This is a genomic window from Actinomadura alba (assembly GCF_014323705.1).
Taxonomy (GTDB): Bacteria; Actinomycetota; Actinomycetes; order Streptosporangiales; family Streptosporangiaceae; genus Actinomadura_C; species Actinomadura_C alba.
In genome coordinates, this window is record NZ_JABVEC010000011.1 from 83,348 (window position 1) to 97,736 (window position 14,389).

General features: G+C 69.9%; 10 protein-coding genes. All 10 read right to left on the bottom strand.

Annotation, left to right across the window (positions count from 1 at the left end; translation table 11 throughout):
* Positions 1-105 precede the first annotated feature (105 nt).
* The gene (locus tag HKK74_RS16455; RefSeq protein WP_187244100.1) at positions 106-1,155 is read right to left on the bottom strand and encodes a C40 family peptidase; all 1,050 of its coding nucleotides are present in this window, start codon (positions 1,153-1,155) and stop codon (positions 106-108) included.
* A complete protein-coding gene (locus HKK74_RS16460) occupies positions 1,152-1,790 on the bottom strand; it encodes a hypothetical protein (RefSeq protein WP_187244101.1) in 639 nt (212 codons plus the stop codon). The genes HKK74_RS16455 and HKK74_RS16460 overlap by 4 nt, the downstream gene beginning before the upstream one ends.
* Positions 1,791-1,810: 20 nt before the next feature.
* On the bottom strand, positions 1,811-4,318 hold the full coding sequence (locus tag HKK74_RS40865) for a type IV secretion system protein (protein ID WP_187244102.1): 2,508 nt from the start codon (positions 4,316-4,318) through the stop codon (positions 1,811-1,813).
* Positions 4,315-6,816, bottom strand: a complete 2,502-nt coding sequence (locus tag HKK74_RS16470) for an ATP-binding protein (protein WP_187244103.1) — start codon at positions 6,814-6,816, stop codon at positions 4,315-4,317. The genes HKK74_RS40865 and HKK74_RS16470 overlap by 4 nt, the downstream gene beginning before the upstream one ends.
* Positions 6,817-6,892: 76 nt before the next feature.
* Positions 6,893-10,162: a conjugal transfer protein gene (locus HKK74_RS16475; protein WP_187244104.1), complete on the bottom strand. Its 3,270-nt coding sequence runs from the start codon at positions 10,160-10,162 to the stop codon at positions 6,893-6,895.
* 49 nt (positions 10,163-10,211) lie between these two features.
* The gene (locus HKK74_RS16480) at positions 10,212-10,493 is read right to left on the bottom strand and encodes a hypothetical protein (protein ID WP_187244105.1); all 282 of its coding nucleotides are present in this window, start codon (positions 10,491-10,493) and stop codon (positions 10,212-10,214) included.
* A gap of 110 nt (positions 10,494-10,603) precedes the next feature.
* Complete coding sequence (locus HKK74_RS16485; RefSeq protein WP_187244106.1) at positions 10,604-11,647, bottom strand: conjugal transfer protein; 1,044 nt, start codon at positions 11,645-11,647, stop codon at positions 10,604-10,606.
* Between the two features lie 908 nt (positions 11,648-12,555).
* Entirely contained in the window at positions 12,556-13,188 is a 633-nt protein-coding gene (locus HKK74_RS39075; RefSeq protein ID WP_222722353.1) for an RHS repeat-associated core domain-containing protein, read from the bottom strand.
* Positions 13,189-13,193: 5 nt separating this feature from the next.
* The gene (locus HKK74_RS39080; protein ID WP_222722354.1) at positions 13,194-13,595 is read right to left on the bottom strand and encodes a hypothetical protein; all 402 of its coding nucleotides are present in this window, start codon (positions 13,593-13,595) and stop codon (positions 13,194-13,196) included.
* A complete protein-coding gene (locus HKK74_RS16495) occupies positions 13,592-14,380 on the bottom strand; it encodes a helix-turn-helix domain-containing protein (RefSeq protein WP_246491637.1) in 789 nt (262 codons plus the stop codon). Before HKK74_RS16495 ends, HKK74_RS39080 begins: the two co-directional genes overlap by 4 nt.
* Between the last annotated feature and the right edge of the window lie 9 nt (positions 14,381-14,389).

The window sequence follows — 14,389 nt, forward strand, 5'->3', positions numbered from 1 at the left end:
CGGGTCATTCCGTCCCGATGATCAAGTCGTACCCAGCGACACCCGGCGACACCACCTCGCCCGTCACCTCGTACCGGTTGACCTGGACAGACGTGGACGGAGCGGTCACGACCGGGAGTCGATCTGCCTGCTGATCTCGGGGCGGGCGAGTGGGCGGGTGACCCCGACCCAGTCGCCGCGAATCTTGTAGTTCTGCACGCCGATGTTAGGGACACAGGTGGAACAACGGGCTACGACCATCTTGCCGGCACCGATCACCATGCCGACGTGCCCGGGACTTCCCGCCGCAGTGCCGGGCCCGGAGTTGAAGAAGACCAGGTCGCCGGGCTGCTCCTGGCCCTTGGTCACTCTCACCCCGAACGGCCATTGCTCGAAGGTGGTACGCGGGATGCTGATTCCGACCTCGCGGTAGGCGGCCTGAATGAGACTGGAGCAGTCCCAGGCGTCCGGACCCGCCGCACCGAAGATGTACCTCTTGCCGCGCTGCGCCATCGCGAAGGTGATGATCCGGGAGACCAGTCCGCTCGCGGCCACCGGGAGGCCCTCGGTGTCGGCGCAGGACGGGCCGTTCGCCTGGACGACGGTGAAGCCCCCGTTGGAATAGCGCTTGGCCCAGGACAGGACCAGGTTCACGTAGTCCCACGAGTGGTTGTACATGAAGATCGCAGTGCGCATCCGGGTCGGCGCACCATTGTGCTTCAGGTAGCGCGCCGCTGCGGGAATCGCGTCATCAGGGTCATAGCGGTCCTTCTTGCCGTCCTTGTCGCCGTCGACCGCGAAGGCCTTCCAGGTCGCGGCCAGGAACTGCATCGGACCGCCCGCGCCGGCGTAGTTCTCTCCGCTCCGTACACCGGGAAGCCTTGACGTGCCATGACCGGTCTCGACCTTGCCGATGCCGGCCAGGACGTTCCATGGCATGCCGTAGTCCTTGCCGGCCTTCTGGTAAAGCCGCAGATAGTCGGCCGGTATCGCCCTCGCGTCGGTCGCCGCCGCGGGCTGCGCCGCCGCGTCGGCGGTATCGACGCAGTTGGCACCGCCGGCTCCGCCGCCGTACAGGAACTGGCTGGCGCCGAAGAACACCGGTACCACGAGAAGAGCGAGGAATAGCACGGCCGTGCCGCCGACGGCGAGAGGGATGAGCAGCCGTCGTCTCATCCCGTGTCACCCGCCTGGCCTTGACCGGCCGGCTCAAAGGCGTAGATCCGCCAGGAACCACCGTCCCGCGAGACAGTCACGGCGTACCGCTTGCTCTCCTCGGTCTTCACCCCGGCGGTGGTGAGCTGTTGCCGGCCGGTGACCAGGAAGATCAGTGAATTCGCCTCGATGTCGCGGATGCTGTCCACCGAGGCGGTGCTCTCCGCGACGACCTGCCCCGCCTTCCGCTCTTCCAGCATCCCCGGCGCCGAGGAGCTGCGTTCGAACTCGGCGCGCAACTGGTCGGTGACCATCCCCCGCAGCCGCTGTACGTACGTCCTCGGGTCCTCGTCGTAGCGGTACGTCCCGTACGCCGCGGTGAAGCGCTGCGCGAGATCGGCGGCGCCCGCGAAGTCGCGTCGCGAGAAGGGCAGCAGCCGGTAGATGTCGAAATCGTCCGGTGCGACGGACGACTCGATGCCGGGCGGCGCCGTCGTCGGCGGGACCGGAACGGCGGGCGCGCTGGTCGCCGGGCGTTGCTCCACCGGCTCGGTCCCGTCGCCCCTCGCGGGCAGCGTGAGATAGATCCCCACGCCGGCGAGCGCGAGCACGAGACCCACGAAGGTGAACTTGCGCTGGCGATCTGTCAGGTCCATCGCGGCATCACCTGGCAGCCTCAGTCATCCCGGTCCACGGGCCGCAGCCAGAACGGCATCGAAGGCTCGCCGTCCGCCCGCTCCCCGCCCCACAGCGGCGGCGGCCGCCGATCGTCACGCGGGCCGCTCTCGCTCTCGGAACGCGGCCTGGGCACTCTGGACGCGGGGTCCGATCCGCGGTTCTTGCCGGCGGAACGGCCGGCACCACCGCCTGATCCGCCGCCCCGCACGGAGCCACCACCGCCTCCATCGCCGGATGAGCCCCCGTTCGACCTGCCGCCGAACCAGCCGCCCCGGCCACCGCCTCCGCCGCGAGAACCGTTGCCGTCCGAGCCACCGCCTCCGCCACGGGACTTCCCGCCGCCGGACGCCCCACCGCCCCCGCCCGTGGTGCTACGCCCGCCTCCCCAGCTCGTGGGACGCGAAGTACCCGGAGGGCCACTGGGCGGAGCCGTGGGTCGCGAGCCGCCCGAGCCTCCGGCGGCTCCACCCGAACCGCCACCGGACGGTCCACCCGAACCGCCACCGGCCGGTGCGCGCCCTCCGTCGGTCGCGCGCGCCGGTCCTGCGGCCTTCGGGCCGGCGCCGCGAGCGGAACTGAGACCGCCACCGCCGCCGGCCGCCCGGCCGCCGGTCCCCACCGCAGGGGCTCCGGACCCGCGGCCCGGTGATCCGCCACGGGACGAGAGGTTGAGCGGCGGCGCTCCCGCGCGCGACCGCCCCGCTCCGGCGACGACCGCCCCCGTGCCGCCGTCCGCGGCACCCGCCCTGCCCGCCATGACTCCGGCGGAATCGGCACCGGAACCGTCCGCACCCTGGCCACCAGCGGCCGTGGCGTCGGCGAGCGCGCCGGGCTCGGTGGAATCGCGCTTGCCCCACCTGGCCAGCCGGTAACCGGCGGCGCCGGGTACCGCCGCGGTGGCCACGGAGGCCGTGTTCTTGCGCACCTCACTGATCGACTTCTCCAGGTGCGCGTCACTCTTGGCCTTGGAGCCCACAGCGGAGTAACCCACCGAGGCGAACAAGTGCTGGAAGGGTTTGCGATAGACGAATGCGGCGCCCGTCACCAGAGCGATCAACAGGATCTGCAGGCCCCACGGCAGGGTCTCACCGAGGATGAGCCCATAGGCCCAGAGCAGCAGTGACAGCACTCCTATCAGTGCCGCCTGTTTCAGGAGCATGGACAGCAGGAGCTCCAGCCAGCGGATCGCGATCACGCGGCCGATGCCCGGATGGATGCCGATGCCGAGGAAGATCGGCCCGGCGACGAGCAGCAGCAGAAAGGCGATCTTCACCACGATCAGGGCGATGGCGATCACCATGATCAGCAACCCGGCCACCAGAGCGGCGAACATCGCGCCGAACGCCACGGCCAGCCGGCTGGTCCACTGCTTTCCCTGGAACGTCGAATAGACGCCGGGGTGGTTCTCCTTGATGTCGTCGGCGACTTCCTTGTAGGCGTCCGCCTTCTTTTCGAGGTCGACCGGCCGGCCGCCGTAGGTCTCTGACAGGTCGACCGCCTGGGACCAGAGAAGCTTGTCCGCGTTGTCTTTGACGATCTTGCTGTTGGGGTCGGTGGTGCCGAATTCGCCCATCAGCCAGGGCTTGCAGACCAACGCCACCCAGAGTCCGTTCGCGTTCCGGGTGGTGGCATCCAGATTCGCCGCGTTCGGCGGCTTCTGACCGGCGGGCGGTGGCACGCAGACCGTGCCCTTGGTATCGCTCTGCGGCAGAGCGGCGTTGAAAGCCACGCTGGTGGCTTCGGACACCTTGGTACCGAGCGTCGTGAAATCGGCTGGGCGCGCCACCAGCCAGATCAGCCCGACCATCGCCGCGACCATCCAGATGGTGCCCTCGGCCACCTTGCTGGCCCGCCGTCGCAACAGCCCCATCCAGGCCAGCCACATCGCACCGAGGATGACGACCCATGTCCAGTACTGGGCGCCGAACGTCTTGCCGATTCCGCTGATGACACCATCGACGGTCTTCTTCAACCACCCCAGCAGCGATTCCGACGCCGCGGCCTGATAGACGGCGATCGTCGTGCGATCGATGGCCTTCGCCAACGTGAACATGGTGTTCCCGACGGCATTGCCCATCATCGCCATCGCGTCCGCGCAGCCCATGTCGACCGCGTGCCAGTACTGGCCCATGGTCCCGTACCGGTCGTAGTAGGTGAGCTGCTGGGGAGGCGTCTTCTTCAGCTCTTCGCTCGGGTAGTCCGGCTGCTTGATCATGCCGTCGACACCCGAGCCGTAGGCCTCGGGTGCGGGATTGGCCGCCGGCGAGCACGCGTCGTTGGGATTGGGCAGGGGTGGCGCGGCACTCGCCGGGCTCAAGGGGCTGAGCAGGAAGAGCATGGCCATCGTGAAGAGGAGGACGACCGATCTGCGGGCCCTACGGGGCCTCGGCCGCACCGCCCGTCCGATGGCCCTGCCACGTGACAGGAGCGCCGTGAAGCCGTTCCGCGGGCGCGTCGAGCGGCCACGCCCCGACCGTAGCGGCAGGGCGAGGTGGGGGTGTCTCATCGAGTGACCTCCTCGGTTCCTACCCCCGCGGACATGGGCCCCTCATCGACCAGTCCCGTCTCCCCAGGCGAGCGTGGTCGGGCGTGTGTCGGGTTGGTGTCGAGCCAGCGCTGCAGCTCTTCGGAGATCAGGTCGACGCCGATGCGGCCGGCCCGCCCGTCGAGATCACGGAAGACGCACTCGCCGTTGCCGAGATTGCGCAGCACGGCCATGTGCTCCTCGGACGGCTCGACTCCGAGCAGCGCCATCACGTTCCCGACCTCGACGCGCTCCGAGGAACGGAACGTGAACACCGATGACAGACAGTTGGTCACCTGCTCATTCAAGAGGTCACCGGCGTTCTGTGAGACCAGAATCAACGCAGTGTTGCGAGAACGCCCCATCCGCGACACTTCCGGAATCAGCTTGGCGCCCTCGGGTGTCGATGTGATGGCCCACGCCTCGTCCAGGAAGATCGCTTTCGGTAGCCGCCGGTCGAGTCCGTGCATCAGCCTCCGGGCGAACTGCGACACGAGGTACATCAGCGCGACCGACAGACGCTGCTCGTAGGAGTAGTCCTCACGGGAGATGGCCACGTCCGGCAGCGTGAGGCCGCCCAGGGTGAAGACGGTGGTCCAGCCGGCCGTGTCGATGCGCTCGCCACCCGAGGGGTCGAAGCAGAGCCGGGCGAGCCGCATCTCCGACATCGATCGCAGCACCGCGCCGAGGTTCTTGGAGGCCGGATCGGACGACCCCTCGAGATAGTCGACCACCTTGCCGAGACAGGGCTGATCGGCGTTGGCCACGGCACCGACCGCCTGGATCATCGCCGATTCGCGCTCTTCGGACATGCGCGGGAGCAGCAGCCGCAGCGTCTCGGTCGCCATCGTTTTCTTCGCGGCCAGGTCGTCCCCGAAGCTGAAGGGATCCAGCAGGCCGGGCGCGGCCGATCCGAGCGGCAGGATGCGGGCCTTGCGGCCACGTGACTGCAGCAACTCGACCAGCGACTCCGCATCGCCCTTGGGGTCGATCGCCGCGATGGTCACCCCGCGCAGTGCCATCTGGTAGATCAGCAGCAGGGCCAGGGTCGTCTTGCCGCCGCCCGGCTCACCGGTGATGGCCACCGCGGTGGGCCGGTTACGAGCCGCCGCCACCAGCGGATCGAAGTGCACGATCGAGCGGGCGCGGCCCAGCGTCTCACCGATGTACGGGCCGACCCAGCCGCCGCCGACCTCGTCGATCCGGTCGCCGAGGTCGACCGTCGCGATCGGCATCCCGCCCGCGATGGTGCGCAGCGGCTGCCGCTGAGCGTAGGCGTTGAGCCGGAGCCGATCCCCCGGAAGCGACTCGCAGAACAGCGAGAACTGGTCACCGGTGGAGTTGACCACGTCGATGCCGATGTCGCGGTAGTGCTCGACCACCGCGTCGACCCTCTGCAGGAGCAGTTCCTCGGTGTGCGCACTGACGATCAGCCGGTTCCAGCCGTACACGAACGGCAGCCGTTGCTTGGTGATGCCGTGCTCGAGCATCCGCGCGGCGTCGATCTGCTCGGCCAGCGCGATCGGCGCCTCCGCGCCGGCCTCGCGGATGTGCTGGTCCATGTCGCGAGCGTGCGCCAGCTTGCGGGACACGTCCTTGGACGCCTTGGCCGGTGGGATCAGCTTCATCCGCGCGCTGATCTCAACGGGGAAGGGCAGGGCATCGGCGTAGTGCAGCCAGGGCTCGCCGTCGGGGAACGGCATGAGGTCGGGGAACCGGGCGAACGACAGGTAGGCGAGATAGGAGGTTCCGCCGGGCTGCTCCATCCGCAGATGGGACCTGCCGTTGTGGATCGCCCCCTCGATGAGGGTCTCGATCTCACCCGCTCCCCACGTGCGGCGCGGCACCGCCGACGGCGGCGGGTCGGCCAGTGACGCCGTCACCGCGTGCTGGAACAGCCAGGCCACCTGGGTCGACGTCGCATGCCGCGCGTACAGGGCCGAGCCTCCGAGCGCGCGCCCGATCCGCTCCGCCTGTTCGGTCCACCGCGCGATCTCCTTGGCGTCGATCGCGTCGTCGTGCAGACCCAGTGATTCCTCACTGCGCTTGTAGAACCCGAGAAACTGCGACAGCACGCCGCCGGACAGTTGCCCGCCCATGCCACGGGCCCCGATGCGCACACCGAGGTAGACCTCCTTGGTCCAGAAGTCCTTGGACCAGACGTGGGCGTACATCTCCTCGAGGTACTCGTGCCAGCCCGTGCCGCGGTCGGAGGTCTCGTCCAGCTTCAGCGCCCACTCGGCCGCGGGGTAGGTGCGATGCGCGATCCGCAGATGCACCTCGGCGTCCTGCATGCGGATGCCCGCGAGGGCGATCGTGATGTTGGTCGCGAGCGCCTCGCGCTCCTCGCCGGTGGTGAACTCGTAGGACACTGTGGGGAGCCGGAAATAGGCCCACGCCGCACTGTCGGTCAGCAGGATGCGGTCGTCGAAGTACCGCACCGCCAACCGGCTGGAGCGTGTCTTGGACGCTCTGCTCATCGCCTCGCTCCGCTCGCCGGCTCAGGGGGGTTCACGCGTGCAGGGGGCCACTGCACGCGCTCGGCGGCTCGCGGCATCATCGGCTGGCCTCCTGTTGCTGGTATCGCTCCGGCAGTGCGGCGAAGCCGCCGGCGACGACGCCCGCGAGCGCGAGGTACGCGCGCCGCGTCGGGGCGCGCAGCGACTTCAACTCGTTGCGGGGTGACCGGTCGAGGCTCAGGTGGTCGTCCCAGGGGATTCGTACGAGTGCACGGCAGCGCCCACGCGCGACGGCCTCGGCCTGCTCGACATCGTCCATGCTGCGGCGGCTGACACCGTTGATCACTGTAACGGCATGGGACCTCGACTGGTCGTAACCATGCCCGTCGAGCCACTCGAACGTCATCGCCACCGCTCGCGGCGCGTCGGCGCTGGCCGGTGCGACGAGAACGATCTGATCGGCGTGCGGCAGGACCCTGGCGACCACCGCCGCGGCCGCGTCGAGCATGGTGATGGAGTAGAACCGGTCGACGGTGCGGATGGCGAGCGCGTAGTCACGATCGTCGAGGGCCTGCAGCGGATTCTTGCCGGCCGTGATGACGTCGAGACCGGACTTGGCCTGCGAGGTGTAGCGCCGCATCGCGGTGAGCGTGTTCACCTGGTCGGAGCGGGTGATGAGCCCGGTGAGGGTCTCGTTGGTCTCGCTGCGCGTACGCCGGGCGAGCGCTCCCGGCCCCGGGTTGACGTCGATGGCGACGACCGGCTCACCGCAGTACTGCGCGAAGGTGTGTCCGAGCATGAGCGTCGTGACGGTCTGGCCCGCCCCGCCCGTGCAGCCGAGCACCACGATGCGACGGGTGCCGTGAAAGGGCCGCTGCAGCCTCTCCTCGTACTCATCGTCCACGTGGCTGTGACCGCCGCCGACGGCCTTGATCAGCCGGCGCAGGCCCCCTGTCGTGTTCTCGTGCTCGGGATCCGGCGGTGTGATTGCCTGGGGCGGTGCCGGTGGTGAGGGTGGCGGTGGCAGCGGGCGCGGGCGGACCGGTGATGCCGGGCCCGACCGCACGTCGCGTGGCGGCGCGTACGCCTGCGGCTGCGCCACAGGGGACGGCTCGGGCATCGTCGGCCGCCACGAGGTGCGACCGGGTGCGTCGGGCGCGGCCGGCGGTGGCGGTTGCGCGGCCGGTGGCCAAGGCTGATGGGGCGCCTGGCCCGGCCTGGCCGGCGGGACGTGCGGCGCCTGGCGAGGGGCCGGCGTCTCGGTGGGCGGCTCGGCGCCCGGGCCGGCGGGCGGCACCGCCGCGGCGGGGTATCCGGGCATCTTGGCCGGCGGGCCGGCGGGCGGCTGCTGTGCCGCCGGGGGCGCTCCGGGGGCACCGGAGGCGCGGGCCGGCGCGCCGCCCCTGCCCGGTCCCGGCTCAGCGGGACGACGCGGCGGGGTGCCCCTGCGCGGCTGTGCCGGCGGACCACCCTGCGGCAGCCGTGGCGGCGGCCAGACCCGGGCGTCGCCGTCCGGACCGCGCAGTGGCCGGGACAGGCCGCTCGACCATGGTTTCGGTGGCTCTTTCCCAGCCTCCCTACCGCGACCGGCCGGTTCCCCCGCGGCCGGCGCGTCCCGGCCTTCGGCCGCGACGGGACCTCGATCCTTCTCGACCTGCTCCCCCACCGGCGCGTCGGCCGCTCGGGGGCGGTCTTCGGCGGGTACGGCCGTCGTCGGGGACGCCGAGGCCGGCTGCTGCTCAGCCGGTTTCACCGGCCGCTCCCCTGCCGGGGCCGGCTCGGCCTCTTCGGCCGGTGTCTCCCGGCCGGTGGGCGCACCGGTGGCGCCGAACGCGCCGGGTACCGCCGGGATGTCGGGACGGGTCGTCGCCGCCGGGATCTTCGGGATGTCCGGCCTCGTCGTCACGGCGGGTGCCGGCGGCTCGGTGGACTCGGTGCGCCCGGTGGGCTCCGCAGTCCCGGTGGCCTCGGTGCCGCGCTGACCTCCGGTGGCCGGATCCTCGGTGACGGCGTCGCCGCCGGTGGGTGCAGTGGCCGTCGTGGCGGGCGTCGTGGACGCGGTGGGCGCAACGGGCGCCGAGGGCTCGGCCGCCTCGCGCTCGCCGGCCTCCGGCTCCGCGCCGCCGCCGTCCTTCGCCCGCGCCTGCTCCGCCGATGCCCGTTCGTCCCCGGAAGGAGCCTGCTCGGCGGATGCGGGCGCACCCTCGGCAGGGCCTGCTCCCTCAGGTGGGGCGATCGCCCTCCAGAACTCCGCCGCCGCACCGGGCCTGCGCACACCGGACGCGAGCGCCCGTTTGCCCGAGCCCACGGGTGGGCGCGCGCTCGCCTGGTCACCGCCGGGCTCGGCGCTCACCGTGCCACCGGCCGCCGCGGCCGCCGCGCCGGGCGCGTGAGCGGCGGGCTCTGCCGGTCCGGTCCGCTCGATCCGGCCCGTGGCCGGGCCGCCTGGCGGGGGAGGTACCTCCAGCCTGGGCGTCGCGGGCGGGGGCTCGGCCGGGGCGGGCTCGCGAACCGTGCCGGCTTCGGCCGCCGGCAGCGGGTCGAGCGCGGGCTCCGGCTCATGCGAGATGTTCCGCCGGGTGGTGGGCCGCCACGCGCTCGCCGCCCGGCGGCCCTCGGACCGGCGCGATGCCGGGGCGAACGAAGCGCGCGTTTCACTCGTGGCCGGCGCCGCCGGTCGGGGAGCGTCGGCGCCCAGGGCCGTGGCGCGGGTGCGTCCGCCGCCGGCCGCCGGCGGTGCCGTTCCGGCCTGCTCGCCCGGCGTCGCCCTCGCCGCGTACTGCTCCAGTGCCCGGGGTGCGGCCGCCAGTGCCGGACGGTCGGGGGCGAAGGCGGCGAGGGCCGTGCCCGTGGTGCGGGCGGCGGCGCGGGCCGGTGCGGGAACGTGCGCCGGGGCCGATCCGGCACGGCGGCCACGGCCTTTCTTCCTTCGGGCCTCGCGGGTCTTTCGACCGGCCTTGACCGCCGCCTTCTCGGCGGCGGTCACCGGCCGTGCGGGGCCGGCCTGCCGCCAGACCCGGGCCACCACCACGACCTCGCGCGGCTCGCGGATCGGGGTCAGCCGGCACCAGGTGCGCGGCTCGGTGAGATACCGCGTCTGCGAGAGCAGCAGTTCGGTGAGCCGCTTGCCCTCGATGACCGGGCGCGTCGCCAGCCAGGTGAGTACACCGGGTGGTACGAGATAGAGCACGTGCCAGGGCGATTGGAACGGAATGCCGATGAATCTCAGCAACAGGATCCACGGTACGAACACACCGACGAACACACCGATCTGCACAAGCGGAAGCGGCATCGGAAGCCGCAGATCGTAAAGCTTGTAGAGCCGCTTCTCGATGCGCCAGATGTTCGTGTACGTGGGCAGATCCACGCCGTTACTCCCCTAACAGTGGCAGCACAATGCCCGGCCGCGAAGAAGGTCAGCTCAAATCGACTCCCAGCGCCTTGGCGATGGCCCTGGCCGTCGTCTCGATGATGTTGGGGACATAGAAGATGACACCGATACCGATCGCCAGAACGATGAATTGCACGAAGCGGGTGATCTCTCTGGTGAAGAGAAAGAAGATCGCCACGATCGAGACGATGACCAGGAAAAGCGGCCCGAATATCTGCCGCAACCAGTCGGCCAGCGCATCGGTCTTGAGATCGTCCGGTGCCGCCAGCAACTGGTCCGACGCCGATGCGATGAGTTGTTGGAACATCGGCCTAACCGCCTTCCTGGATCGGCGAGTGAATGCTGGGAAGGCTGACGGGTGCTCGTCCTCCCGTAGGGACGACACGGATGACGCTTGTTCTCACGGCGCGGCCCCTCTCATGATCCGGTGGGTCGGGTCGAGCCGTCGATGTCTCGCACGTACCAGGCCCCATCCTTCCTCACCACGGTGAGCTCGTAGGTCTGTTCGAGTTCGCCGGGCACCATCTTGGGGTCGGAGGTCGGGATCTGCCAGCCGACCGTGACGGTGATGTCGCGCTGGTCCGCGCCGCCGGTCGGGGCGATGACCTCTTTGAGCCGGACGAACGCCACGGAGCCGCCCAGCCCGGTGATGGAGTTCCGGTCCGCGTACCGGGACAGCGCGACGGTGTCACCGCTGCCGTAGGACTTGAAGAAGCCTTCGAGCGGCTGCTGCAACTCGGCCTCGAGGGCGGTGTCGCGCTCGCGGCCGGCCGTCTCGGGCAGCGTCGCCCTGGGCGGAGGAGGCAGCAGGGCGGGGCGCCCCGAGACCACCATGGCGCCGTCTTTGGCGTAGATGGGCACGGCCAGCTGGAACCATCTCTCCGGTGTCTTGGCGAGCAACGTGACGATGGCGTTGTTGGCGTCCCGCGCGTCGACGGACGCGACCTGAACCGACTGCAGCCGTAGCGCGCCCGTACCGTTCCAGCCGAACTGCCCGTCGGCTCCGTCCGGAACGAAGAACCGGAGTTGCCGCTCACGGTCGCTCGCCGTCTTCTGGTCGTAGTTGAGGTAGACGCCGGTGAACTGCAGGGCGAAGGCCGAGGCGGCGCTCGCCGGGAACCGCGCCCGCCCGTCGGTCGCGGTGACCGCCGGGTCGGCGGATTCGTTCGCCGTGTAGCGCTCGAACGAGGCCCGGATGCCGTTCACCAGCACCACCAGGATGAAGGCCCAGAGGATGACGCGGCCGGCCCAGACCCACCACCGGCCTCCGGCTCCGCGCCAGCGGCCGGCGCGGCCCGCCCGGCGCCCGGACCTCCCGCGCGACCGGTCGTCGGCCGGGCCCCAGGAGTCCGCGTCCTCGTAGTCCCCGCCCGGCTCGGGCACGCCGCCGCCGGGCGAGAGACCACTTCGGGAAGCACCGCCGTACACGTGGTTCATGACGGACGACCCCCCTGGCGCCATCGGCTCTCCCCGATCATAGGCAGCCGTCTGGGGGCCGCGTCGCACGGCCGACCTGCGAGCCATCGCGCCTCCGCTCGCGCCTTGCCCCCGGTCGGCGCGACTTCTCTACTTTGTCGAGTGTGGCTTCGGATCCACCCAGCCTAACCACGGAGGTCAATTGTTCCAGCGACTTGCGACGATGCCCAGTCCCGGCGCGCGTCTGTGGACGGCTCACGGCACCTCATGTCAGAACCGAGAAGATTGCCGAACAGTGACGATTCACTATCCACCCATCGAACAGGACAATCAGCACTATAAGTTACGAACATCGCGATACAGCAGCATTGTCATCTGCTGAATCGGTGGAATCGGGCCTTCGCTTCACCGACCGAAGCGGCACCGATCCAACGCGTGACGTGCCGACCGCACGGTCGCCGCGCGGCCGGTAAGGCGAACATCACAATCCGGCGCACAGCGAAGCCTTCGAGCCGAGCGCAGGACGACCCGTTCCTCAGACGTTGAAGCGGAACTCCATCACACGCTCATGCTACGCGCGGCGGCATACTCCCATGACCTCACCAGCGAGAAGCTCGCGCCTGGCACGACAGCCCCACGGCCGCCCCGCTGTTGGTCACGTGGCCAACGCGTGACCAACAGCGGTCAGGAATAGGCCGAAACACCCTGATGGAGTCTGCTCTAGACGGAAGCCGAGAACCGCCGATCGGACGATGAACTGCCTGTTCAGAGGGCCTTCGAGCGGGGACCCTTTGATGCTCAGCTGATCGTGGCGTTACTTTCTCTCACGCTTGTAGCGCCAGAAGAGCACCGCAAATGCCACGATGAGTACCACCACCCCCAGAATGATGGTGGCCGCTGGATTGTCCTCGAATCCGATCCCTATTGCTGCCAGGGTCACTTATCTCTGCCTTTCAGAGCCATCCGCCTGTTATCCCCGCGCCGCCGAAATATCCGAGTGCCGTGTAGCCAAGATCGACCCCCAGGCCAGTCTTTCCTCCTACATTCGCCAGCTTCGTCGCAGCGCCGACACTTCCTGTTCCTATTCCCAGTATTCCTACTGCAGCGGTTTCACCCGCAGAATTTCCCGACGCGATTGACCCGGCAACACTCAGGCCGGTACCCAGGGCACTTGCTCCGATCGCCACCGGGGCCGATACGGGGGCCAGTGCCGCGAGTCCGACCACCGTCCCCGCCAGACCGAGTCCTTCGCCGAGCGACAGCAGTCCGGTGGGGTCGATGCGGTTGACGGGGTCGCCCTCGGCGTAGAGGTAGGGGTTCTTCTCCTGGCCGGAGAGGTCGGGCTGGGTGAAGCGAGCAATGTTGGGGTCGTAGTAGCGGGCCTCGAAGTGGTAGAGACCGGTGGGGTCCTGATAGCCGCCGGCGAAGCGGTGGGGCTGGGACACCGTCTCGGTTGTGAAGGCGCGCGTGACGCCTCGTGGGCTGTAGCTGTAGGTGTTGACCTTCGTGCCGGTGCCGTCAGTGAGGGCGACGACGCTGCCGAGTGCGTCGGTCAGGCAGTAGTACGAAGCGCCGGCGTTCGTCATGGAGTTCAGGGTGCCCCCCCGGGTTCCCGATTGAATCCCATGTCCGTGCCGGTGGTGGTCTTCGCGGAGAGGACGAGCGGGCCGTTGTGGAAGGATGTGTCGCCAAGCTTGATGCGCTCGCTCTGGTCGGTGGAGGCGTACTGCCCGTCGTGCGTTTTTCCCACGACCGTCAGCGAAGTGAGCCGAGAGTAGTCCGACCACTTCTCACCGGTGCGGGCGATCTCGGGAAGTGAGGCGCCGGCGGTCTCGCGGACCGAGTCCGCGATCGGGGACCTTCGAGGTCGAGGACCGAGACGGGGACCCGCTGTCGGTGCCGGAATCGACACCGGGAGCAGCGGGGCGAGGTACTCGTTGATGCCGAATTCGAGTTCCAACCCGGCCGAGACGCCAATCGTATCCCGGGTCATTCAGCGGGTGCGTAGATCACGATCCAGTGGTCCCGTTCGGCGTCGTGGAGCATCTCGCTCTGGAAGGTCAGCAGTCCTCGGCTCGGGTGGCGCAGGTGTTTCACGGCGGACCGCCCTGCCGTGACCTCGCCTTGCGCCCAGTGGCTCCGGAAGGTGGCACTGGTGGCTGAGAGCTCCGTGAACAGGGACCGGAGGTACTGATCGTTCGGGTATCGGCCCATCGCCGAGCGGAGTTCCGCCGTGGCCCACCGGGTGTACTGGTGGGCTCCGTCGTCTCCGAGGATGCGGCGGGCCGTGGCCGTGAAGCCCTGGTGGACGATGTTGCGCTGGTACCGACCCGCGCTGGAGAGCGGCCCGAGGAGTTCGGCGGCGGCGGCGTTGCGCGCCATCACGTCCAGGCGCCCGTTGTGGACGGTGACGGGGAGGGTGTCGTCGAGGCCGCGCAGCAGTCGGAGGAGCCCTGGCCGGATCTCGCTGTCAGGGGCGAGCGGCTCGGGGGGCAACTCGCCGGCGAGTCGGAAGAGGTGATCCCGCTCGGCGGCCGTGAGGCCGAGGGCGCGTGCCAGTGCGGTGAGGACCTCCCTCGACGGTCGCGGCGCCCGCCCCTGCTCGAGGCGGGTGTAGTACTCGACGGAGATCCCGGCGGCCTCGGCCAGCTCCTGCCGTCGCAGCCCCGGGACCCGTCGCCGTGGCGCCGGCCAGTCGGCCGGCTGCTTGGGAGGCGCCATCATGGCGCGCTGATGACGCAGGTACTTCCCGAAGTCCGCCCTGTTCGTCGTCGGCATGAACACCAT